This window comes from Type-E symbiont of Plautia stali (genome assembly GCF_059731115.1).
The window spans coordinates 513,290-535,908 of record NZ_AP035906.1; the positions used below are offsets into that span (position 1 = coordinate 513,290).

Here is a 22,619-nt window from a genome sequence, read left to right on the forward strand (position 1 = left end):
TGGTTACAAAAACGAAAATTTTTTATTTTTTGCCCCTTGAAAGCCCTTTTTAGTGACCCTATCTCTCTCTCCACGAGGCCGGAAGCCATGCAGTCCGGTTCAACCCAAAAAACTGAATGATTGGACTTCTCAAAGGAGAGCTACCAAATGAAAATTCGTCCGTTGCACGATCGCGTTATCGTCAAGCGTAAAGAAGTTGAAGCTAAATCTGCTGGCGGTATCGTTCTGACCGGCTCTGCAGCTGGTAAATCAACCCGTGGTGAAGTTCTGGCTGTGGGTAATGGCCGCATCCTGGAAAACGGTGATGTTAAGCCGCTGGACGTGAAAGTTGGCGATCTGGTTATCTTCAGCGAAGGCTACGGTGCCAAAACTGAAAAGATCGATAACGAAGAAGTTCTGATCATCTCTGAAAGCGACATCCTGGCGATTGTCGAAGCGTAATTACGCGTAATTCACTGAACGAAACGAATTTAAGGGATATTTGAAATGGCAGCTAAAGACGTAAAATTCGGTAATGACGCGCGCGTAAAAATGCTGCGTGGCGTGAACGTACTGGCAGATGCAGTAAAAGTTACCCTGGGCCCGAAAGGCCGTAACGTGGTTCTGGATAAATCTTTTGGTGCACCGACCATCACCAAAGATGGCGTTTCTGTAGCACGTGAAATCGAGCTGGAAGACAAGTTCGAGAACATGGGTGCACAGATGGTAAAAGAAGTGGCCTCTAAAGCGAACGACGCTGCGGGCGACGGCACCACCACTGCAACCGTTCTGGCTCAGTCTATCGTGAACGAAGGCCTGAAAGCCGTTGCGGCTGGCATGAACCCAATGGACCTGAAGCGCGGTATCGATAAAGCCGTTGCTGCTGCCGTTGAAGAGCTGAAAGCGCTGTCTGTTCCTTGCCAGGATACTAAAGCCATTGCTCAGGTAGGTACCATCTCTGCTAACTCTGACGAGTCAGTCGGTACCCTGATCGCTAAAGCGATGGATAAAGTGGGCAAAGAAGGTGTTATCACCGTTGAAGAAGGCACCGGCCTGCAAGACGAGCTGGACGTCGTTGAAGGTATGCAGTTCGACCGTGGCTACCTGTCTCCTTACTTCATCAACAAGCCAGAAACCGGCGCAATCGAACTGGATGCACCGTTTATCCTGTTGGCTGACAAGAAGATCTCTAACATCCGTGAACTGCTGCCAGTACTGGAAGCGGTTGCGAAAGCCGGTAAGCCACTGCTGATCATCGCTGAAGATGTTGAAGGCGAAGCACTGGCAACCCTGGTGGTTAACACCATGCGCGGTATCGTGAAAGTGGCTGCTGTTAAAGCACCTGGCTTCGGCGACCGTCGTAAAGCAATGCTGCAGGATATCGCAATCCTGACCGGCGGTACCGTCATCTCTGAAGAGATCGGTATGGAGCTGGAAAAAGCGACTCTGGAAGATCTGGGTCAGGCTAAGCGTGTTGTGATCAACAAAGATACTTCTACCATCATCGATGGTGTGGGCGATCAGGGTGCAATCTCTGGCCGTGTTACTCAGATCCGTCAGCAGATCGAAGAAGCAACTTCTGATTACGACAAAGAAAAACTGCAGGAGCGCGTAGCGAAACTGGCAGGCGGCGTAGCCGTTCTGAAAGTAGGTGCAGCCACTGAAGTTGAAATGAAAGAGAAGAAAGCACGCGTTGAAGATGCCCTGCACGCTACCCGTGCTGCGGTAGAAGAAGGCGTGGTTGCTGGTGGTGGTGTTGCACTGGTTCGCGTTGCAGCTAAAATCGCTGCTTCTGGCCTGAAAGGTCAGAACGAAGATCAGAACGTGGGTATCAAAGTTGCGCTGCGCGCAATGGAAGCTCCACTGCGTCAGATCGTTTCTAACGCCGGTGAAGAGCCATCTGTTGTTGCTAACAACGTGAAAGCAGGCGACGGCAACTACGGCTACAACGCTCAGACTGAAGAATACGGCAACATGATCGACTTCGGTATCCTGGACCCAACCAAAGTGACCCGTTCTGCGCTGCAGTACGCGTCTTCTGTTGCGGGCCTGATGATCACCACCGAAGCGATGGTAACTGACCTGCCTAAAGGCGATGCACCTGATTTAGGTGGCGCTGGCGGCATGGGTGGCATGGGCGGAATGGGCGGCATGATGTAATTTGCCCCTGACTGCTTAAGTCATGTGAAAAACCCTCGATCGGAAACGGTCGGGGGTTTTTCTTTTGGCGGCGAACAAGGTATAAGTAAGAGCGCAATACTTCGGCTTTGCGGGTTTAGGGCAATGAATGTTCAGAAAAAAAGTGCGCTTTTCTGCTACGCTGCCGCCCGACACTGATGATAATAAATGGGGATTACAATGCGGATTAACCTCTTGCTCGGACTGGCGGTAGGGACTTTACTGCTGGCGGGCTGCAGCAGCTCCAATCAACTGAGTTCCGGCGGACAGCGTGTCACTTTCGTTGACCAACAGCCTGGAAGCCAATGTCAGCTGCTGGGCAATGTCACCGGCTCACAGAGCAACTGGTTGAGCGGTTCAGGCGGTGAAGGCAGTTCTTTGCGTGGCGCAGCCAATGACCTGCGTAACCGTGCAGCAGAAATGGGTGGCAACGTGATTTACGGTGCAACCAGCCCAACGCAGAACCTGCTTTCAGCTTTCGCGCCGCTTGACAGCAAAATGTCTGGTCAGGTGTATAAGTGCCCGTAATGGCATGAAAGAAATGTAAAAAAAAGCCGCTGATGCGGCTTTTTTTGTGGGCGCAATGTCTCGCGCGGCGGTTATTCCTGACGTAGCTGTAAATCCAGCGGCGTTTTACTTGGCTCACCACCAATCTCGCGCGCCAGCTTCGGCACCATATAACCCGATACCATGGTTAACAACTGGCGCACTAGCGCACGGGCTTCATCATCCGACACAAAGAAATGCGCCGCGCCCTGTACTTTATCCAGCACGTGCAGGTAATAGGGCAGAATGCCGGCATCAAACAACGCGTTGCTCAGATTAGCCAGCGCGTGTGCATCATCATTGATACTGCGCAGCAGCACGCTCTGATTAAGTAAAGTGACGCCCGCACGTTTTAGCATCTGCATGCCGTAGCGCAGCTCATCGTCAATCTCTTGCGCGTGGTTGATGTGGCTCACCATCAGCACTTGCAGGCGTGTCTCGGCCAGAATCTGGCATAACCCTTCGGTAATACGTGCCGGGATCACCACTGGGAGGCGGCTATGAATGCGCAGACGCTTCAGGTGGGGGATTTTCTCCAGCGCGCCCACCAACCACGCCAGCTCATGGTCTTTAGCCATCAGCGGATCGCCACCCGAGAAGATAATCTCATCCAGTTCTGGATGCTCAGCGATGTAATCGATCGCCGCCTGCCAGTTACGCTTATTGCCCTGATTGTCCTGATAGGGGAAATGGCGACGGAAGCAGTAGCGGCAGTTAACCGCACAGCCGCCCTTCACCAGCAGCAATGCACGGTTTCTGTACTTATGCAGTAAACCGGGCACCACGCTACTTTGCTCATCCAGCGGGTCAGTGCTGTAACCTGGCGCATCGACAAATTCCTGACGGCTGGTTAATACCTGCAGCAAAAGGGGGTCGTGCGCATTGCCCGGCGTCATGCGCTGAATGAAGGCACGCGGCACGCGCAGCGCAAAAAGCTTGCGCGCATCGTTGCCTGCGGCCAAATCCGCATGCTGTTCGAGAGATAAAAGTCGCAGTAATTCAGTAGGATCGGTGACAACATCAGCAAGTTGCTGCAACCAATCTTCTCTGATGGGGGGATTTAGGGTTACAATGTTTGCCATTTTTTTGGCTATTACCAGTTCAATATTTACAGAGGGCCTTTATGGCGACTTATCTTAGCAACGATTTCCGTCCCGGTCTTAAAATCATGTTCGAAGGCGAGCCGTATGCCATCGAAGCCAGTGAATTTGTTAAACCGGGTAAAGGCCAGGCATTTGCACGCGTTAAAATGCGTCGTCTGCTGACCGGTTCTCGCGTTGAGAAGACCTTCAAATCTACCGACTCTGCCGAAGGCGCAGACGTTCGTGATATGACGCTGCAGTACTCTTACAACGACGGCGACTTCTACTACTTCATGCACCCAGAGTCTTTCGAGCAGTATCAGATCGAATCTAAAGTGCTGGACGATGTGACCAAATGGTTGCAGGACAATGCGGATTGTATCGTTACCCTGTGGAACGATAAAGCCATCGCGGTTCAGCCACCGAACTTCATCGAAGCAGAAGTCATCGAAACTGACCCAGGTCTGAAAGGTGACACTGCCGGTACCGGTGGCAAGCCAGCGACTCTGTCTACTGGCGCAGTGATCAAAGTTCCACTGTTCGTGCAGATTGGCGAAGTGGTTAAAGTTGACACCCGCTCTGGCGAATACGTTTCGCGCGTAAAATAATCGTCAAATCAGGCGCATCACTCGATGCGCCTTTTTTCTCTTTGAGTTCAGAATAATGAAAAAGATGGCGAAATTGGCTGTTTTTGCGTTGCTGGTCTCTTCTGCTTTAAGTGCCTGCAACACTTTCCACGGCTTTGGTGAAGACGTCTCCCATTTGGGCGGTGCCATTTCACGCGCAGCGGATAAATAAATTGCGAGGGCGCCGCCTTTTCTCAGCGGCTTAGCCAGCAAGGTTGTGTATAAGGTCTATGCTTGAATGGCTGTACTTTTACTGCAACCAACAAGGATATGGCTATGTTTAAGAAAAGTATTGTCGCGATTCTTTCTGTTCTGGTGCTTTCCTCTGTGTTGACCGCCTGCAACACCACCCGTGGTGTTGGCGAGGACGTTCAGGCCGGTGGCAAAGCGATTCAGCGCAGCGCACAGTGATCCAAACCGGTGCGAAACCCGATTTCGTACCGGATTTCCTGATTCCCTCTTTCTTTGTCTGAAAAAGCACCGCTAACGCCTTCGATCCCGTCACGCCGTTGTTTGCCGTAGCCAATACGGGTAGACTTCTCCCCCTTATCTGTATAAGGAGTCACCAACATGAGCGAAACGGCAAGCTGGCAGCCGAGCGCACCCATTGCCAATTTGTTGAAACGCGCCGCTATTTTGGCGGAGATTCGTCGTTTCTTTGCCGATCGCGGCGTGCTGGAGGTCGATACCCCGGCGATGAGCCAGGCGACCATCACGGATATCCATCTGGTGCCGTTCCAGACGCGCTTTGTGGGTCCAGGTGCAGCGGAAGGGCGCGATCTGTGGCTGATGACCAGCCCGGAATATCATATGAAGCGTCTGCTGGCGGCGGGCAGTGGCCCAATCTATCAGATGGGACGTTGCTTCCGTAACGAAGAAGCAGGGCGCCACCATAATCCTGAGTTCACCATGCTGGAGTGGTATCGTCCTCACTACGATATGTATCGCCTGATGAATGAAGTCGACGATCTGATGCAGCAGGTGCTGGAGTGCGATAGCGCCGAATCTTTATCGTATCAGCAGGCATTTATTCGCCATCTGGAACTTGATCCTTTGTCAGCGGATAAAACGCAGCTGCGTGAAGCCGCGACGAAGTTGGGTGAGGGTGAACTGGCGAATCGTGAAGAAGACCGCGATACCTTGTTGCAGCTGCTGTTTATGCTGGGTGTTGAACCGAAGATTGGAAACGAGAAACCGTGCTTCGTGTATCACTTCCCGGCCAGTCAGGCGGCATTGGCCGAAATCAGCACTGAGGACCATCGCGTCGCGGAGCGTTTCGAGGTGTATTACAAAGGCGTGGAGCTGGCTAACGGCTTCCGCGAATTGACCGATAGCCGCGAACAGCGTCAGCGCTTTGAGCAGGATAATCGTCGCCGTGCAGCGCGTGGTTTACCGCAGCACCCGATTGATACCAATCTGCTGGATGCGCTGGCACATGGCATGCCTGCTTGTTCAGGTGTGGCGTTGGGAGTGGATCGTTTGATTATGCTGGCGTTGAAAGCTAATGCATTAAGCGACGTGATTGCCTTCCCGGTGGATCGCAGCTAATCATTCTTGCTCAGGCAGGGTGTTTCAGACAACAACGGCGCATGTATTGCGCCGTTGTTCATTTAAGGGTTACTGCTGCGTCGTGGGTGCGGCTGGCGCTTCGGGGAACTCCTGAATAGTGACTGGCAGCATCATCTTTTGTTCGTTACGCAGAACCTGCACCTGAATCACCGATCCTGGACGAATCTCGGCGACCTGATCCATGGTTTCCTGCGCCGACAGCGCCGGTTTACCGTTCACCTGTAAAAGCACATCATTGGCTTGAATACCTGCCCGATCGGCTGGACCGCCTGGCGTAACCTCACTGACGATAATACCCTGTGCACGATCCAGACTGCTGCCCTGACCGTGTAGCGGCGGCAGCTCACGGCCGGTGATGCCGATATAGCCACGAATGACCCGACCGTCACGAATCAATTTATCCATGATCTTGGTTGCTAACGCGGTTGGAATCGCAAAGCCAATCCCTTCCGGCGTTTCGCCATCATTGCTTTTATCAAATGTCAGGGTGTTAATGCCCATTAGTTCGCCGAGCGAGTTAATCAGCGCACCGCCTGAGTTGCCCTGATTGATGGATGCATCGGTCTGCAGGAAATTTTGACGACCCGATGAGCTCAAGCCCACGCGCCCGGTGGCACTGATAATGCCCTGAGTGACGGTCTGCCCGAGGTTGTAGGGGTTACCAATCGCCATCACCACATCGCCGATATGTGCGATACGGTTAGCGTTAATCGGAATCACCGGCAGGTTAGTGGCGCTGATTTTCAGCACCGCTAAATCGGTCATCGCATCTGAACCCACTAAGGTGGCTTCAAAGAAACGACCATCCTGCAACGCCACAATGATCTGGTCGGCGTTATTAATGACATGCTTGTTCGTGAGAATGTAGCCTTTCACGTTCATGATCACGCCAGAACCCAGCGTGGTGATACCGCGATTATTGTTGCCATGGGCACTGCGGTTGTAGACGTTGACCACCGCAGGCACAGCGCGGCGCACCCCCTGATTGAAACTCACGGGGGATTCATCATCACTGTTGTCATGATCAAAGGTGACGTTGCTGCTCATACGCAGCGCAGGGATCGCAACCAGCAGCAAACCCGCTACGATCAGGCCCATCACCACAGAACGCAAAAGTTTAAGAAACATGGTGTTATTTCAGGAAAGGTGGGATCGCTGGGCAGAATAACATGAGAAAGGCGGACAAACACCTGCTTGTCCGCCTGTTGCGAGGATTATCGCATAAGTAAGTAAATGCTCTCGTCGCCACGCACCACGTTCAGTGCCAGGATTGCGGGTTTACTTTCCAGCGCTTTACGCATTTCAGCCAGCGAGGTCACGCGATCGCGGTTCACACCGACAATCACATCATCTTTCTGCAAACCTGCCTGCTCAGCTGGCGTGCCTTTTTCGATGGCATCCACTTTCACGCCTTTATCGCCGGCTTTAGAGGCACCATCGCTCAGGGTGGCACCTTGTAACGCCGGAGACATCAGCTGGGCGCTGGCGGTGGTTTGCGCGCTCTGTTCCAGCGTCACGGTCACCGTCACCGGTTTGCCTTCACGCAGCAGACCAATTTTCACCTGCTGACCCGGTGGGGTGGTGCCCACTTTTACGCGCAACTCGGCAAAGCTGGTGATCGCTTTGTCATTGATGGAGGTGATGATGTCGCCCGCTTTAATGCCCGCTTTCTGCGCCGCCGAGTTAGGCAGCACTTCAGAAACAAAGGCACCACGCTGCGCATCAACGTTAAAGGCTTTGGCAATGTCAGGCGTCATTTCGGTGCCTTTAATGCCCAACTGACCACGCTTCACTTCACCAGACTGAATCAGCTGCTGCGCGAGGTTCATCGCCATATTGCTGGGAATCGCGAAGCCGATACCAATGTTGCCGCCGCTGGAGGCCAGAATCGCGGTGTTGATACCAATCAACTCGCCATTCAGGTTCACCAGCGCACCGCCGGAGTTCCCCCGGTTAATCGCCGCATCGGTCTGGATGAAGTTTTCCAGGCCTTCAAGGTTCAACCCGCTGCGGCCCAACGCCGAAATAATGCCGGAGGTGGCCGTCTGGCCAAGACCGAAGGGGTTACCGATAGCCACGGCAAAATCGCCCACTTTTAGTGAGTCGGAGTCGGCGATTTTCACCTGCGTCAGATTTTTAGCGCCTTCAACCTGGATCAGCGCGATGTCGGTTTGCTCATCATGGCCAATCAGTTTGGCATCATATTCATTGCCATCGCTGAGCTGGACGCTGATTTTATCGGCACCGTTCACCACGTGGTTGTTGGTGAGAATGTAACCTTTAGCCGCATCAATGATGACACCTGAACCAAGGCCCTCAAACGGTTGCGGCTGGGATTGTCCCGGTGCCTGGCCAAAGAAGCGCTTCAGCGGTTCAGGAATATCCTGTGCCTGCTGGCCGCTGTCGGTGCCTTCGACATGCACGCTAACGACCGCGGGCAGAACTTTTTCCAGCATGGGTGCCAGACTCGGCAGTGCTTGTCCCTGCACCTGTGCGGGCAGCGTCGCCATCGCGCCAGGCGTTGCCGCCAGACTCATCCCAATACTCAAGGCTAATGCGCTTAACAGTCGTGCTTGTTTTTTCATTGCTACAACGCTCTCGCTGCGAAAGAAGAAAGGGGATAGAAAGTGTGACAGTAGTTTGGCGTAAGTGTTCGAAAAACAAAAAGGGCACAGCTAAGCTGTGCCCCAAAAGGATTATTTACGCGGAGTGCGGTCGCTACCACGCAGCAAACCCGATGCGCCATCAGAGTAATCACGCGGCATTTGCACCGGAGCCTGATCGTTATCCGCTTCGGCTTCCGTCAGCTGATAAGCAAACGGATTTTTTTCGCCTGGCAGATTTGGCAGCAGGTCATTCGAACCCTTCGCCATATGCTGATACAGCTGGCGGTAGTCATGTGCCATGTTGTCCAGCAATTCTGCGCTGCGCGCAAAGTGGTTGGTGAGCTCTTCGCGATAATCTGCCAGCTCAGCCTTCGATTTTTCCAGTTCGTACTGCATGCTTCGCTGCTCACGCAGCTTCTTGTTGCCAAAACGCATGACAACTGCGCCGACAATAATGCCAATCACTAAACCAATCAGCCCGTATTCCCAGGTCATAATGACTCCCGTGTAATTTCCGTTGCTTCGTAGGGCATTGCTTCTGTTTCCACTTCAATAGCAGTCACTATACCCAATAATCTTATGGAAGTGGAACTCTCGGGCTGCATCGCTTAGTGTAGTGCGGCCTAATTTTCGCCAACCGACCCGTGAATCGGACTTTTTCAGGGATTCTGAGAGAACCATGCAAACCTCATCTCCGCTTGCCCGCTATGAGCAGGCGCTATCACAGGGCGAGTTTCGTCCGGATGATGTACAACGCGAAGCCATTACCCGCCTGGATGCGATCCAGCAAGGATTGATTGCCCGCAAGCCCGCGCCTGAACCTGCCGCTAAAGGGCTGTTTGGCCGCCTGTCGAAGCTGATGTCCAAAGAGAAAAGCAGTAACGAAGCGCCGGTGCGCGGGCTGTATATGTGGGGCGGCGTGGGTCGCGGTAAAACCTGGGTGATGGATTTATTTTTTCAGTCTATTCCTGGCGACCGCAAACTCCGCCTGCATTTTCATCGCTTTATGCTGCGTGTCCATGAAGAACTGACGCAGTTACAGGGCCATAGTGATCCGCTGCTGATTGTGGCCGACCGCTTTAAAGCAGAAACCGATATTCTCTGCTTCGACGAATTCTTTGTGTCCGATATTACCGATGCCATGCTGTTAGGCACGCTGATGGAAGCACTGTTCGATCGCGGCATTGCGCTGGTGGCGACGTCCAATATTCCGCCTGACGATCTCTATCGCAATGGCCTGCAGCGCCCGCGTTTTCTGCCCGCTATCGAACAGATCAAACGCCATTGTGATGTGATGAATGTGGATGCGGGCATCGACTACCGCTTGCGTACACTGACATCCGCGCATCTGTGGAATTTCCCGCTTAACGATGCCACGCATGCTGAAATGGAGCGCATGTTCCGCGCCTTGTCCGGCAAGCCGCGTGAAGATGCGCCGGTGCTGGAAATTAACCACCGTCAGATGCCAACGCTGGGCGTTCATGAAGGCGTGCTGGCGATTGATTTCCTCGCGCTGTGTGGCGAAGGGCGCAGTCAGCATGACTACATCGAGCTATCACGCCGCTTCCACAGCGTATTGCTGTATGATGTGCCGGTGATGATTTACAAGACCGAAGATCAGGCACGCCGCTTCCTGGCGCTGGTCGATGAATTCTACGAACGCCACGTGAAACTGGTGGTGGCGGCCGAAACCTCACTGTTTGAAATTTATCAGGGCACGCGCCTGAAGTTTGAGTATCAACGCTGCTTGTCGCGTTTGCAGGAGATGCAAAGCGAAGAGTATTTGCGTCTGCCGCATCTGCCCTGATGACGTGGGCAAAAATCGCAGGATTTCGATGCAAAAAGGTTCGATCTTTGAGTTCGACTTCTCTATAATCTTGCGACCCCACGTTACAGCATCGGTTTTCTTTCCCAAGAACTCGATGTGATCCGGGAACTCACTTGAAGGGGTGGCTTGCTGGGCAAAATGGTCGTGTGAGCCTCAATCGTTTACTTAGCGTTTGGGATTTCACCAACGTGTAACTTTTTATTTGGGTAAGCTTTTCAATGAAAACTTTTACAGCTAAACCAGAAACCGTACAGCGTGACTGGTATGTTGTTGACGCAACGGGCAAAACCTTGGGTCGCCTCGCGACTGAACTGGCGCGCCGTCTGCGTGGTAAGCACAAAGCGGAATACACTCCGCACGTTGATACCGGTGATTACATCATCGTTCTGAACGCTGAGAAAGTTGCTGTAACCGGCAACAAGCGTACTGACAAGATTTACTATCACCACACTGGCCACATCGGTGGTATCAAGCAAGCGACCTTTGCAGAGATGATCGAGCGCCGTCCTGAGCGTGTGATTGAAATCGCGGTTAAAGGCATGCTGCCGAAAGGCCCACTGGGTCGTGCTATGTACCGTAAACTGAAAGTTTACGCAGGCAACGAGCACACTCACGCGGCGCAGCAACCGCAAGTTCTTGACATTTAATCGGGATTATAGGCAATGGCTGAAACTCAAAACTACGGCACTGGTCGCCGCAAAAGCTCTGCCGCTCGCGTCTTCATCAAGCCGGGTAGCGGTAACATCGTCATTAACCAGCGCTCACTGGAGCAATACTTCGGTCGCGAGACTGCACGCATGGTCGTGCGTCAGCCGCTGGAGCTGGTTGATATGGTTGGTAAATTTGACCTGTACATCACCGTTAAAGGTGGTGGTATTTCTGGTCAGGCTGGTGCGATCCGTCACGGTATCACACGCGCTCTGATGGAATACGACGAGTCTCTGCGTCCTGAACTGCGTAAAGCGGGCTTCGTTACCCGTGACGCACGTGAAGTTGAACGTAAGAAAGTCGGCCTGCGTAAAGCACGTCGTCGTCCGCAGTTCTCTAAGCGTTAATTGTTGCTGCTTCGGCAGACACAATTTGCTCAAAAAACCCGCTTCGGCGGGTTTTTTATTGTCACCATTCACGATTTTTCACGCTAAAAACGCGAGCCTTACCCGCATTTTGCCCGCAAATCATTATCCCTGCCCCACAAGCTGCTTAAAATCTGGTAAACTCACTGACACTTTGCGCCCGCAAGCCGGAGCGTTGTGCGTGTTATTTCTGTCGGGACGACGGGAAAGCGCCACTGACGTTGGCTGTGGGCGAATCTGATGAGCAGGTGAGTCGCCGCGTGGTTGGCTATTCGCAGTATCTTTTTGTGAACAAACTTGGAGGTTTTCATGGCTGTCGCTGCCAACAAACGTTCGGTAATGACGCTGTTTTCTGGTCCGACTGACATTTTTAGCCATCAAGTACGTATTGTACTGGCTGAAAAGGGCGTCAGCGTGGAGATCGAGCAGGTTGAAACGGATAACCTGCCGCAGGATCTGATTGACCTCAACCCGTATCGCACTGTACCAACGCTGGTCGACCGTGAACTGACGTTGTATGAATCACGCATCATCATGGAATACCTGGATGAGCGTTTCCCGCATCCACCGCTGATGCCTGTTTACCCGGTTGCCCGTGGTGAAAGCCGCCTGATGATGCATCGCATCGAGCAGGACTGGTACACCTTGATGCGCGCCATCGAAACCGGTAACAACGCTGAAGCTGATGCCGCGCGCAAACAACTGCGTGAAGAGCTGCTGGCGATTGCGCCATTGTTCTCGCGCACGCCGTTCTTTATGAGCGAAGAGTTCAGCCTGGTCGACTGCTACCTGGCACCGCTGCTGTGGCGTCTGCCGCAGATGGGCGTTGAGCTGGTGGGTGCCGGTTCTAAAGAGCTGAAAGGCTACATGACGCGCGTATTTGAACGTGACTCTTTCCTCGCTTCATTAACGGAAGCGGAACGTGAAATGCGCCTGCAAGCCCGGGGCTAATGTATGGAAATGTCGCAACTAACGGCTCGTCGTCCGTATCTGCTGCGTGCGTTTTATGACTGGCTGCTCGATAACCAGTTAACGCCGCATTTGGTGGTCGACATCAATCTGCCTGGTGTGCAGGTGCCGCTGGAGTATGCGCGTGATGGCCAGATCGTTCTGAACATTGCGCCGCGCGCTGTCGGTAACCTCGACCTCGCCAATGACGAAGTGCGTTTCAATGCGCGCTTCGGCGGCGTGCCGCGCCAGGTTTCTGTGCCAATGGCCGCTGTGCTAGCCATCTACGCACGTGAAAACGGTGCTGGCACCATGTTCGAACCGGAACCGGCTTACGAGCTGGAAACCAACGAACAGGAAGGCCAGGAAGAGACGATGATGTCAGTGATTGATGGCGATCGTCCCGACGATGCGGCTGATAACGATCACTCGCCTGATGATGAACCGCCACCGCGTGGTGGACGTCCATCATTGCGCGTGGTGAAGTAAATCGCATGCAATAAAAAACGGGCCAATTGGCCTAATGCCGATCAGTTAAGGATCAGTTGAACGATCCAGTGGCTGTGTAAGAATCCGGAAACGCTTCGTTTCCGGATTTTTTTATGCAGCTCAGTCAGGCCCTTGATATCGTCTCTCGTTACGATTCTCTTCGTAATCCTCTGAATACGCTCGCGGATGTTCTTGACCCTGCGCTCATCAGGCGCTGCCTTGAGGAAGCTGGCACGGTCACGCTCCGTAAGCGCAGACTCACTACAGATATGATGGTCTGGTGTCTCATCGGCATGGCCCTTGAGCGCAAAGAACCCCTTCACGCCATCGTTAATCGCCTTGATATTCTTTTACCGGGAAACCGTCCTTTCGTTGCGCCCAGTGCCGTAGTGCAGGCAAGGCAGCGGCTGGGGGACGACGCTGTACGGCGGGTTTTCGAACAGAGCAGCGAGCTCTGGAATGCACAGACTTCCCACCCTGACTGGTGTGGTCTGACGCTGTACGCTGTTGACGGCGTTGTCTGGCGCACGCCAGAAACACCTGATAATGAGAAGGCTTTCGTCCGTTCAGGCACGGTGGCAGGCGCCTCTCCTTATCCGCAGGTTCGCATGGTCTGCCTGATGGAACTCACCAGCCATCTTATCAGCGGCGCCGCGATGGGCTGCCAGAACGAGAATGAGATGGTGCTGGCAGAAGGTCTCATTGAACGCGCGTGCGACAACAGCCTGACCCTCTTCGATAAGGGCTACACGTCATTCGGTCTGCTTAGCGCCTGGCATGAGGCCGGCGAAAATCGTCACTGGATGATAGCGGCACGTAAAGACCTGCAGTACGAAGAGGTACGTCGTCTGGGGAAGGGAGACATACTTATCCGGGTAAAAACCTCCGCTCATTCACGGAAGAAATGGCCACATCTGGCGGCGCACACAGAGATGAGGATGATAAGCCGGGAAATAAAAGGCCGGACGTGGCGGTTCCTGACGTCGATGACGGATGCGATGCGTTACCCGGGTAAAGAAATAGCGGATCTCTACAGTCATCGCTGGGAGATAGAGCTGGGATATCGTGAAATAAAGCAGGGTCTCCAGGACAGCAGGCTCACGCTTCGCAGCAGGAAGCCGGAGATGATAAGGCAGGAGCTGTGGGGCGTGCTGCTGGCCTACAATCTGGTGAGATATCAGATGATAAGAATGGCCTCAACGCTGAAGGGATACTGGCCTAACCAGCTCAGCTTCAGGGAATCGACAGCGTGGGTGATGAAACTGCTCTGGACACTTGAAGGCGCATCGCCTGGGCGTATCCCGGAACTGGTAAAGGACGTAAGTTCGATAGCAGAGATGGTCAGACTACCGGGACGACGGGAGCGCTCGTTCCCAAGGGTGGTGAAAGAGAGACCCTATAAATATCCGACAGCCAGAAGAAAAAATGCCAGTCAGGCTTAACTGACTGGCATTAGGCCAATTGGCCCGTTTTTTTATGGAAGCATTTCTCAATAACGGCGCGATTGATCGCGCATCTGAACCGCGTTTACATGGTGCGATTCATCGTGCCGCGACAGCAGATGTTAAAAAGGAAGCTCATCAGCTTCCTTTTTATGGGTCTTAGTAGACGTCACGCAGATAGCGCTTATCTTTCTTCAACTGGTCAATGTAAGCCGCTGCACGTTCGCTAGAGAGTCCACCAAACTGGCGCACCACTTCATACAGCGCTGCATCCACATCTTTCGCCATGCGCGAAGCATCGCCACAAACATAGAAGTACGCGCCATCCTGCAGCCAGGCATACAGCTCAGCGCCTTTTTCCAGCATACGATTCTGCACGTAGATCTTCTCTTCCTGATCGCGTGAGAATGCCAGGTCGAGATGTGTTAACAGACCGCTTTGCTGCCAGCCGTTAAGCTCATCTTCATAAATGTAGTCGTGTTCCTGATGCTGATCGCCGAAGAACAGCCAGTTCTTACCTTCAGCGCCGGTTGACTGGCGTTCCTGCAGGAAAGCACGGAACGGGGCAATACCGGTGCCAGGTCCAACCATAATCAGCGGAGCATTGCCGTTAGCCGGCACGCGGAACGCTTTGTTTGGCGAAATAAAGATCGCTGGCTTCTCACCACGGCGCACGCGCTCAGCCAGGTAGGTTGAACATACGCCTTTACGCTCACGGCCACCGCTGTGATAGCGCACGGAAGCAATCGTCAGGTGCACCTGGTTCGGATGCGTTTTGGAGCTGGAAGAGATGGAGTACGCACGGTGCTGCAACGGACGCAGCATCGCCACCAGTTCTGGAACAGACAGCGTGCGCTTCAACTCAAGCTGCAGCAGGTCCAGCGTGTCTTTGCCCCACAGCCAGTTAGCCAGCGTGTCTTTATCGTCGTGCTGTAATACGTGCAGTAGTTCCTGGTTGGCAGTGTGCTGACCCACCCACTCAATCAGCTTGCGCGATGGCTCAGAGATTTCGAACTGATAGGTCAGCAGGTCGCCGAGGTTACGGTCAAAGCCAGGTACTGGCGTTTCGTAATCCGCTTTCAATTCGCTCAACAGCAGGCTAACCAGCTCAGCATCGTTCACTGGGATGACACCCAACGCATCACCGGCTTCATATTTCAGACCGCTGTCGGTGAGGTCGAATTCAAAGTGACGAATATCTTTCGCCGACGACTCACCTGACAGACGCTTGTTGGTCGCCAATGCAGCAGCATAAGGATTTTGCTTGTTGCTACCAGGAATGACTGGCGCTTCTGGCGCGCTCTCTAATACCGTGCCACTGCTACCCGCACTGGCGGCAAATTGTGGCATTGCATCGCCAATCCATGCACTCGACGGCTCTTCAAAATCGATATCGCAGTCGATGCGGTCAAAGACACGTTTTGCACCCAGCTGTTCCAGACGCATATCGAAGAATTTACCGGCCTGACAGAAGCCATCGTATCCGGTATCACCAATCGCCAGGATAGCGAAATGCATCTGCTCCAGGCGTGGTGCGGTGCTGGCAGAGAGTGCCTGCCAGAACAGCTGGGCGTTGTCCGGCATTTCGCCTTCACCGTAGGTGGAGGTGACAATCAGCACATGGCGCATGGTCGCAAACACGTCCAAATCCACTTCGCCCAATGCCTGAACCACCGGCACCAGACCTTTGGCACGCGCGGCTTTTGCGGCAGTTTGCGCCAGCGCTTCAGCATTGCCGGTCTGTGAACCGAACAGAATGTGCAACTGCGTGTTGGTGGCGCCACCGGCCGCAGGTGCCGTCTGCTTATCTTCTAATACCAACAGACGCGAGTGGAGACCAGCGAGAAAACCCGCCAGCCAGTATTTCTGTTCGCCGTTAAACGGCGCATCTTCAGGAATGTAAGGAATCTTCATGGATATCTGTACTCAAACCCGTCTCGTGATGTTCAGTCAATATACACACATTCATTGGTGCTGCTATCAGGAAAGTTTCCCGACAGCAGCGGCGATTTCTGGCAGCGCGGCGCGTGCAAATAGCTCTTCGAAATCAGGCAGATGGCCAAGCACCTCACGGTTGCGGGCATCCTGATAAATGATCCAGCCATAGGTCGCCAGGCTGTCCATGGAGCGAATGTTGCGTTGCGTTAATGCTGCTTTGTAATCGGACATACGTTTTGCTGCAATCAGACTCGCCAGTTCGTCATCGCTGTAGCCCTCAATGGCTGAGCGTGCATGGCGTTGCAGTTTGCTCACCAGCGCAAAATCTTCGGTCATCAGCAGGTTACGAACCGCTTTCTCAACCGCAGCATCTTCAACAGGCGTGCCTTTCGGCAGTTTGCCCAGCGCCAGCTGCTGCGCGAAGCTCAGCACGGTGTAGTTGTTGAGCAACACGAACATTTCCGCTGTATCCGTCGCACCGTAAGCCGGTACGGCGCCATCCGCAATGGTTTTACCCGTGCGCCAGGCCGCTTTGAATTTGGCAACCTGATGTGCAGCCAGTGAGGTTGACAGCTCTTCCAGCAGATCCTTACGTGATTTCGCTTTCAGGATCTCGCCACCATCTTGATACAGCAGCAATGAACGCGGCATCACGTAGACAAAGTGGTGGCACTCGGTTTCCCAATTCTCCAGCAGCCAGGCTGCGCGCGGTGAGTTGGTGGCTTCCAGGTGCCAGTTCAGCATGGTCAGCACGGCTTGCTTGTGAACCTGCGCCAATTCATCTTCGTCAGCGATTGAACCGAAAAGCACGGAATCACCCGCTGCGTGTCCTGCCAGTGCGCCGTACGGATCGTACTGGTAAGCAAAGCCACCGCTCATGCCGTTGCCGAAACCTTTACCAAAGGTGCCGAGGTTCAGAATTGCGCCATTGGTCATGTATTCGCAGCAGAAATCGCCGACGCCTTCGACGACTGCGGTTGCACCGGAGTTACGAACCGCGAAACGGTCGCCCGCCTGGCCTTGTACGAACAAACGACCACCGGTCGCACCAAACAGCGCGAAGTTACCGATCAGCACGTTGCCGTCGCTGTCTTGAGCGCCGCCGCCCGGTGACATCACCACCAGTTCGCCACCGCATTGACCTTTGCCCACGCCATCGTTACAGGTGCCGTAGTGCTTCATCTGCATACCATCGTTGCAGAAGGCACCGAATGACTGACCAGCAGAACCGCTGGTGTGGATATTCACCGTGCGCGGTGCCAGATAATGACGGCCGCGATCGTCTTTGAACACCGCTGGCAGTGCAGCACGTTGTTCAGCAGACAGTTCGTGGTTGAGCATGCGCTCGATGTCGATGGCTAACTGGCCGCCCACGCTCTTGTTACGGTTGTTCAGGGTAATGCCTGCGCCGAGCGCGATATCGCGGCTCGCCTGGTCGATCAGCTGTGTTTTCAGCTCTTCAACCCAGCCATCATCCAGCTCAAAATCTTTTTCCAGATAGACCGGCTTCGCGATTTTCTGCTCTGGCACCACGGTCAACATCGCACGCAGGTCCAGTTTGCCGACTTCCAGCGGGTGATCCATCAGGTGCAGCAGGTCAGAACGACCACGCGCTTCGCGCAGTGAACGCAGGCCAAGGCGGGCGAGGAACTCACGCACTTCTTGCGCTACGTTAACGAAGTACTGTGCCAGTTGACGCGGATCGCCATCAAAGGCTTCGGCGTTGGTGGTTAAACCGGCCGGGCATTTAACGTTACAGTTTTTCGCCATCACGCATTTCAGCATCATCAGCGCGGTGGTGCCGAACTCGAAGCTGTCGCCGCCGAGCAGGGCTGACTTGATCACGTCGCTACCGGTTTGCTGTGCGCCAGAGCAACGCAGCTGCACTTTGTCACGCAGGCCATTCGCGCAGAGCGCCTGATGCACTTCCGCGATACCGATTTCGGCAACGCGTCCGGTGTATTTCAGGCTGGTGACCGAGGCCGCACCAGTACCACCGGTGTTACCTGCCACGTTAATGACGTCTGCGCCAGCTTTTGCCACGCCCACCGCGATGGTACCGATGCCTTCTGAAGACACCAGTTTCACGATAACGCGCACGCGCGCTGCCTTACAGTCGTGGATCAGCTGCGCCAAATCCTCGATGGAGTAGGTATCGTGGTGCGGTGGGGGTGAAACCAACTCAACACCCGGCGTACCGCCACGCGCGGCGGCGATCTCCACGGTCACTTTCGGTGCAGGCAGCTGTCCGCCTTCACCCGGCTTCGCGCCCTGACCGATTTTGATCTCCAGCTCTTCCAGCATCGGATCGGCCAGATAAGCCGCCCACACGCCGAATCGGCCTGACGCCAACTGCTTAATGCGTGACGCGCGGATGGTGCCGTGACGGGAATAGTGCTCGCCACCTTCACCACAGTTACTCATGCCGCCGACCATGTTAGTGCCGTGCGCTACCGCTTCATGTGCAGGTGCCACCAACGCACCGTGGCTCATCGCACCTGAGGCGAAAGTACGGGTAATTTCGTGTGCCGGTTGAATCTCTTCCAGCGGCAGAGAAGGCAGTGCGGTAAAGATCAGTGACAGATAATCTGCCGCTTTACCGTAAGCGGTGATGTGCAATACACCGCCGGCCACGCTGCTGCTTTCGATGTCGTCGCTAAAGCGGGTTTTCAGTGCACGTGCCAGCGCTTCCAGACGTTCATCTTCTGGCTTCAGGCCCGCGATGGAATCAATCAGGCGCAGCTCGAACTGGTTCAGGCTGCCTTCCACCGCTTCACACTTCAATCCACGGGTGGCAAAACCGTTGTTGACCAGTGAGTAACGGCCGAGTTTACGACCAAACTCCGCTTCGCTGTCAACGTGGGTCAAATCACACGGCAGCGCGAGGATGTCACGCAGCGCAGCAGGGCGACGTTTACGCTCGGCGTGCATCAGGCTGGAGAATTGACGGTAATCCGGCGTGATCGCCAGTGAGTCAATGACCTCGTTCGGGATGCGTTCGAAGCTACTGTCTTTGAATGCGTCAGCTTTAATGCTGAAGGCATTGTCCAGTTTGGCCAGCGTCATCAGACGGATGAAATTGTCCTCTTCGCGTGCTTTGTCCGCGAAGCGAATCGGCTGTTCCGTCATATCAATAAAGGTACGCACGGCGATGGTGCCGTAAGAGTGACCTGCACCTTCCGCACGCTCTTTGAACAAGCCGAGCAGTGGCACTTCTGCCTCGCCCTGGATTTTCAGCGCACTCTGATGCCAGTCAACCGCCATCTGAGCGATAGCCGGGAAGCCCGCGCCACCCACAGGGGTTTTGATATTCGGGAAGTACTTCTTCAGAACCGGATCGTCGGTATTCAGGAAGTTAGGTTCAAAGAATTCACCACAGCTGTAGCTCTCAACGGTACAGAGACCCACTTTACCCATGGTCTTCATCAAGGCTTTTTCGGCGGCTTTGGCATAGCGTTTGAAGGCTTTGTTACCTTCTTCGCCTTCGCCATATTTCTCTTCCGCGCGCATCTGTACGCCCAGCGGGTAAACCGCTGACGCACCAAAGCCTAAAGTGGCTGCAATGTGGTGAGAGGAGATACTCTGGCCGCTTTCTACCACCAGAGAAACATCCAGACGCAGACCTTCCTGCACCAAACGCTGGTTGATGGCAGAGACCATCAGCAGCATAGGAATCGCCGCGTGAGTTGAAGAGATGTGGCGGTCGGTGATTACCGCAATGCCGCCCTGCTGGCGTGCGAAATCCACGACCTGCTGTGCAAGATTATCAATGGCGTTTTCCAGCGCCTTGGCGTTGGCGGCACGGCTGACGATATCTTTGCCGATGACCGGCTCATACAGCATCTCGAAACGCGCATAAGGTGCGACGGTTTGCTCGCGCAGACGCAGCATATCGAGGTGTGTCAGGATCGGCGTTGGCACGATAACCTGCTGACCTTTGCTGCGGCCAAGGTGCGGTTTTGCACCCAGTGCCACGCGCAGCGTCATGCCGTCCGCTTCGCGGATAGAATCCAGCGGCGGGTTGGTGACCTGAGCAAAGCGTTGTGAGAAGTAGTGCGCCATGCCGCCTTCGTGGTCGGACAGGCCATTGATGGCGTTGCCGTAACCCATCGCCGAGATCTTCTCAGCGCCGGTTTGCAGCATCGGGTCCATCATGAATTTGAAGCTTTCCTGGTTGTAGTAATACGCCACAAAACGCTGATAGGTTTTGAGGTCACCACGATAGCGAAGCGGTGAGCCCAGCTGCTCTGCCTGAATCTCCGGCAGATCGTGCAGGTCCACGCGAGCCGCGCTCAGCAGTGAAAGGTAATCTTTCTCTGCTGCCAGTTTTTCCAGCGCTTCCACCGTGGTGTAAGAGCGTTTTTCTTTGTGATCGTAATAGAGCATGCCGCCCGCTTCGATACGGCCACGACGCAGTACGCTTTCCGGTGGGAAGGCAATCTGACCCGCTTCTGACATCGCACCGATGTATTCGGCGGTTTCGACAGAACGCAATGGGCGCAGACCCAGGCGGTCAAGGCGTGCCCCGATCACTTCGCCATTACCGAAGATCAACGCTGCCGGGCCATCGTTCTTCTCTTCATACAGAGAGAAGTACTCCAGCATGGCGCGCACTTCATTTGACAGTGAGGTGTCGTTTTCCCACGCTGGTGGCATCATTGAGACTACGGCGTTGATCAGGTCGAGGTTATCTTCCATCAAACGGCTATGAATGCTTTGGTCCAGACGCGAGCTGTCGGACTGGCCTTTCGGACGCACGATTTTCTTACCGCGCGCCAGCATCAGCGCCGCTTCAGCGATACGGTTCTTACGGTCGGTGTTCAATTCACCATTGTGCGCCATCAGACGGAACGGCTGTGCCATGGTGGTGTGCGGATCGGTGTTGGTCGAGAAGCGGGTATGGAAGAACAGCCCGCGCACCTGATGATCGGCATCGGTCAAATCTTTGAAGTACGGAATCACTTCATTAGAGTTCAGGCGTGCTTTAAATACCTGAGTGCGTGAAGAGAGCGACAGCGGATAGAGACCACCGAATTCGCTTTCAGTAAAGGCACGCGCTTCGATGTCCAGCAGCGCACGATAGATGTGGCGCTCGAACTCGAGTTGTTCGGTGACTTCCTGCGGAGCCGCAAAGATCCACTGCACAATCGGCAGCTGGAATTGCAGAGCGGCTGGACGCGTCACGCTGCCGTCCAGCGGCATATCACGCTTCATCAGCACAGGGAAGTTATGGGCAGCGAGGGTTTCTTCCACCAGACGCTCAGCGTTCGCGCGCAGCTCGCCATCTTTTGGCACGAAGAAGTTACCGACGCCAAAGCGACCGGCTTCCAGCGGTTGGCCGGTGACTTTACGGAAGAAGTTCAGAGAAAGGTCGACGTTGACACCTGCGCCATCGCCCACGCCCTCAGCAGACATGCCGCCACGGTGCGGTACCGTGCACAGTGCGCTATGCGCCATCTGCAGGATCTCATGGGTCTGCTCGCCGTCCTTACGGGTAATAAACCCAACACCACAGCTATCACTACCGGCTGAGGGATCATACAAACCATAGGGATGAGGTTTTTGAGTGGACATTGAGGGTCTCCTTAAACTGCTTTTGACATTACCTGCATTATTTCAAGCACAGAGCACCGCTGCGTGCTGTATCAAATTCGTTTTCGCCGCTTAAACGCGGACGTCGCAATACCGAGCAAAGGCTCTCAAGAGAGTATGGTCTCGTCCTTGATGAGCTGCTCTTACTTCCGGTCTCTTACGGGAGATAACTTGCATCCAGAGGGAGTTTCTTGCTGCATAGATATGCCGAGACACAGTCCCGACTGGAAAGCGTCCAGCGGAATTCCAACTTATCGGGAAAGCGAACTCAGGTCAAATAGCCAGCTTTGTTGCGGTTAATCGGCTGTTTTACCAATTAACATCATGATTATGAACAATTTATTACGTAAATAACTGTCAATCTGACGATTCTGATTCCCCTATGAAGTGTGAGCCGTCTCACTGTGAGGTACGCCTCAGATATCTAATCAATGCTGAATAACTGCATTCCATCAGCATAAAATTCTGTTGGGGCGGTTTCACGCACAGCATGTATCTGTTTTTCTTATGGCGTCATATTTGAATCAAAATAGGGCTGTCATTAGTAAAATTAATCAAGCTGATTGTGAGTAAAATGGCGCTAAAGTTGAATGAATATGCAATAACGAGGCGCAACCATCAGATGAAATGGCTGCCGGGAGGCGGAATAGCACGGGATGTGACAAAAAGGTCGCAAAAGCGCGGTCCTCCAGATTATTCAGTTGGCAGATTTAGTCAAGCGAT

At 54.0% G+C, this 22,619-nt stretch carries 19 protein-coding genes; 13 read left to right on the plus strand and 6 right to left on the minus strand.

All coding sequences use genetic code 11. The annotated features are described in order from the left end of the window. The first annotated feature begins 147 nt into the window (after window positions 1-147). The 3 genes from AC6I8L_RS02245 to AC6I8L_RS02255 all read left to right on the plus strand — a co-directional run bounded on the left by AC6I8L_RS02245 (window position 148) and on the right by AC6I8L_RS02255 (window position 2,685). On the plus strand, window positions 148-441 hold the full coding sequence (locus AC6I8L_RS02245) for a co-chaperone GroES (protein ID WP_021507766.1): 294 nt from the start codon (window positions 148-150) through the stop codon (window positions 439-441). Between the two features lie 45 nt (window positions 442-486). Beyond that, a complete protein-coding gene (groL, locus tag AC6I8L_RS02250; RefSeq protein ID WP_034826677.1) occupies window positions 487-2,139 on the plus strand; it encodes a chaperonin GroEL in 1,653 nt (550 codons plus the stop codon). A gap of 198 nt (window positions 2,140-2,337) precedes the next feature. After that, on the plus strand, window positions 2,338-2,685 hold the full coding sequence (locus AC6I8L_RS02255; RefSeq protein ID WP_034826674.1) for a DUF4156 domain-containing protein: 348 nt from the start codon (window positions 2,338-2,340) through the stop codon (window positions 2,683-2,685). 71 nt (window positions 2,686-2,756) lie between these two features. Here the strand turns inward: AC6I8L_RS02255 and epmB are convergent, their stop codons facing one another. Next, on the minus strand, window positions 2,757-3,785 hold the full coding sequence (gene epmB, locus AC6I8L_RS02260) for an EF-P beta-lysylation protein EpmB (RefSeq protein ID WP_058961868.1): 1,029 nt from the start codon (window positions 3,783-3,785) through the stop codon (window positions 2,757-2,759). Between the two features lie 41 nt (window positions 3,786-3,826). Here epmB and efp point away from each other — a divergent pair, with 41 nt between their 5' ends. The 4 genes from efp to epmA all read left to right on the plus strand — a co-directional run bounded on the left by efp (window position 3,827) and on the right by epmA (window position 5,959). Continuing rightward, the gene (efp, locus tag AC6I8L_RS02265; RefSeq protein ID WP_034826669.1) at window positions 3,827-4,393 is read left to right on the plus strand and encodes an elongation factor P; all 567 of its coding nucleotides are present in this window, start codon (window positions 3,827-3,829) and stop codon (window positions 4,391-4,393) included. A gap of 55 nt (window positions 4,394-4,448) precedes the next feature. Beyond that, complete coding sequence (locus tag AC6I8L_RS02270; RefSeq protein WP_034826667.1) at window positions 4,449-4,583, plus strand: entericidin A/B family lipoprotein; 135 nt, start codon at window positions 4,449-4,451, stop codon at window positions 4,581-4,583. 104 nt (window positions 4,584-4,687) lie between these two features. Then, window positions 4,688-4,822, plus strand: a complete 135-nt coding sequence (locus tag AC6I8L_RS02275) for an entericidin A/B family lipoprotein (RefSeq protein WP_034826665.1) — start codon at window positions 4,688-4,690, stop codon at window positions 4,820-4,822. Window positions 4,823-4,981: 159 nt separating this feature from the next. Beyond that, window positions 4,982-5,959 (plus strand): elongation factor P--(R)-beta-lysine ligase, encoded by a 978-nt coding sequence (gene epmA / locus AC6I8L_RS02280; RefSeq protein WP_058961869.1) that lies wholly within the window; start codon window positions 4,982-4,984, stop codon window positions 5,957-5,959. 69 nt (window positions 5,960-6,028) lie between these two features. Here epmA and degS read toward each other — a convergent pair whose 3' ends face one another. The 3 genes from degS to zapG all read right to left on the minus strand — a co-directional run bounded on the left by degS (window position 6,029) and on the right by zapG (window position 9,081). Continuing rightward, entirely contained in the window at window positions 6,029-7,108 is a 1,080-nt protein-coding gene (gene degS, locus AC6I8L_RS02285) for an outer membrane-stress sensor serine endopeptidase DegS (RefSeq protein ID WP_034826661.1), read from the minus strand. A gap of 86 nt (window positions 7,109-7,194) precedes the next feature. Then, window positions 7,195-8,565 carry a serine endoprotease DegQ gene (gene degQ, locus AC6I8L_RS02290; RefSeq protein WP_058961870.1) on the minus strand — a complete coding sequence of 457 codons (1,371 nt, stop codon included), beginning with the start codon at window positions 8,563-8,565 and terminating at the stop codon, window positions 7,195-7,197. Between the two features lie 111 nt (window positions 8,566-8,676). Next, the gene (gene zapG / locus AC6I8L_RS02295; RefSeq protein ID WP_034826655.1) at window positions 8,677-9,081 is read right to left on the minus strand and encodes a Z-ring associated protein ZapG; all 405 of its coding nucleotides are present in this window, start codon (window positions 9,079-9,081) and stop codon (window positions 8,677-8,679) included. Between the two features lie 184 nt (window positions 9,082-9,265). Here zapG and zapE point away from each other — a divergent pair, with 184 nt between their 5' ends. From zapE to AC6I8L_RS02325, 6 genes are all read left to right on the plus strand, one after another. Beyond that, complete coding sequence (gene zapE, locus AC6I8L_RS02300; protein ID WP_058961871.1) at window positions 9,266-10,393, plus strand: cell division protein ZapE; 1,128 nt, start codon at window positions 9,266-9,268, stop codon at window positions 10,391-10,393. Window positions 10,394-10,632: 239 nt separating this feature from the next. After that, the gene (rplM, locus tag AC6I8L_RS02305; RefSeq protein ID WP_034826650.1) at window positions 10,633-11,061 is read left to right on the plus strand and encodes a 50S ribosomal protein L13; all 429 of its coding nucleotides are present in this window, start codon (window positions 10,633-10,635) and stop codon (window positions 11,059-11,061) included. 15 nt (window positions 11,062-11,076) lie between these two features. Then, a complete protein-coding gene (gene rpsI / locus AC6I8L_RS02310) occupies window positions 11,077-11,469 on the plus strand; it encodes a 30S ribosomal protein S9 (RefSeq protein WP_034826648.1) in 393 nt (130 codons plus the stop codon). Window positions 11,470-11,796: 327 nt separating this feature from the next. After that, the gene (gene sspA, locus AC6I8L_RS02315; protein ID WP_034826645.1) at window positions 11,797-12,438 is read left to right on the plus strand and encodes a stringent starvation protein SspA; all 642 of its coding nucleotides are present in this window, start codon (window positions 11,797-11,799) and stop codon (window positions 12,436-12,438) included. 3 nt (window positions 12,439-12,441) lie between these two features. Next, entirely contained in the window at window positions 12,442-12,924 is a 483-nt protein-coding gene (gene sspB / locus AC6I8L_RS02320) for a ClpXP protease specificity-enhancing factor (RefSeq protein ID WP_034826642.1), read from the plus strand. Between the two features lie 113 nt (window positions 12,925-13,037). Then, on the plus strand, window positions 13,038-14,366 hold the full coding sequence (locus AC6I8L_RS02325) for an IS4 family transposase (protein WP_498014104.1): 1,329 nt from the start codon (window positions 13,038-13,040) through the stop codon (window positions 14,364-14,366). Window positions 14,367-14,525: 159 nt separating this feature from the next. Here the strand turns inward: AC6I8L_RS02325 and AC6I8L_RS02330 are convergent, their stop codons facing one another. Together AC6I8L_RS02330 and AC6I8L_RS02335 are read right to left on the minus strand one after the other, a co-directional pair. After that, a complete protein-coding gene (locus AC6I8L_RS02330) occupies window positions 14,526-16,280 on the minus strand; it encodes a sulfite reductase subunit alpha (protein ID WP_034826640.1) in 1,755 nt (584 codons plus the stop codon). A 66-nt stretch (window positions 16,281-16,346) separates the two neighbouring features. Further along, window positions 16,347-21,878, minus strand: a complete 5,532-nt coding sequence (locus AC6I8L_RS02335) for a glutamate synthase-related protein (RefSeq protein WP_058962134.1) — start codon at window positions 21,876-21,878, stop codon at window positions 16,347-16,349. Window positions 21,879-22,619: the final 741 nt, after the last annotated feature.

Bases quoted from the DNA above. Each gene is read 5' to 3' on its own strand.
- degQ (WP_058961870.1), bottom strand. From the start codon at position 8,565: ATGAAAAAACAAGCACGACTGTTAAGCGCATTAGCCTTGAGTATTGGG.
- sspA (WP_034826645.1), top strand. From the start codon at position 11,797: ATGGCTGTCGCTGCCAACAAACGTTCGGTAATGACGCTGTTTTCTGGT.
- zapG (WP_034826655.1), bottom strand. From the start codon at position 9,081: ATGACCTGGGAATACGGGCTGATTGGTTTAGTGATTGGCATTATTGTC.
- epmB (WP_058961868.1), bottom strand. From the start codon at position 3,785: ATGGCAAACATTGTAACCCTAAATCCCCCCATCAGAGAAGATTGGTTG.
- zapE (WP_058961871.1), top strand. From the start codon at position 9,266: ATGCAAACCTCATCTCCGCTTGCCCGCTATGAGCAGGCGCTATCACAG.
- groL (WP_034826677.1), top strand. From the start codon at position 487: ATGGCAGCTAAAGACGTAAAATTCGGTAATGACGCGCGCGTAAAAATG.
- degS (WP_034826661.1), bottom strand. From the start codon at position 7,108: ATGTTTCTTAAACTTTTGCGTTCTGTGGTGATGGGCCTGATCGTAGCG.
- AC6I8L_RS02255 (WP_034826674.1), top strand. From the start codon at position 2,338: ATGCGGATTAACCTCTTGCTCGGACTGGCGGTAGGGACTTTACTGCTG.
- AC6I8L_RS02335 (WP_058962134.1), bottom strand. From the start codon at position 21,878: ATGTCCACTCAAAAACCTCATCCCTATGGTTTGTATGATCCCTCAGCC.
- AC6I8L_RS02275 (WP_034826665.1), top strand. From the start codon at position 4,688: ATGTTTAAGAAAAGTATTGTCGCGATTCTTTCTGTTCTGGTGCTTTCC.
- rpsI (WP_034826648.1), top strand. From the start codon at position 11,077: ATGGCTGAAACTCAAAACTACGGCACTGGTCGCCGCAAAAGCTCTGCC.
- AC6I8L_RS02325 (WP_498014104.1), top strand. From the start codon at position 13,038: ATGCAGCTCAGTCAGGCCCTTGATATCGTCTCTCGTTACGATTCTCTT.
- sspB (WP_034826642.1), top strand. From the start codon at position 12,442: ATGGAAATGTCGCAACTAACGGCTCGTCGTCCGTATCTGCTGCGTGCG.
- rplM (WP_034826650.1), top strand. From the start codon at position 10,633: ATGAAAACTTTTACAGCTAAACCAGAAACCGTACAGCGTGACTGGTAT.
- AC6I8L_RS02245 (WP_021507766.1), top strand. From the start codon at position 148: ATGAAAATTCGTCCGTTGCACGATCGCGTTATCGTCAAGCGTAAAGAA.
- efp (WP_034826669.1), top strand. From the start codon at position 3,827: ATGGCGACTTATCTTAGCAACGATTTCCGTCCCGGTCTTAAAATCATG.
- AC6I8L_RS02270 (WP_034826667.1), top strand. From the start codon at position 4,449: ATGAAAAAGATGGCGAAATTGGCTGTTTTTGCGTTGCTGGTCTCTTCT.
- epmA (WP_058961869.1), top strand. From the start codon at position 4,982: ATGAGCGAAACGGCAAGCTGGCAGCCGAGCGCACCCATTGCCAATTTG.
- AC6I8L_RS02330 (WP_034826640.1), bottom strand. From the start codon at position 16,280: ATGAAGATTCCTTACATTCCTGAAGATGCGCCGTTTAACGGCGAACAG.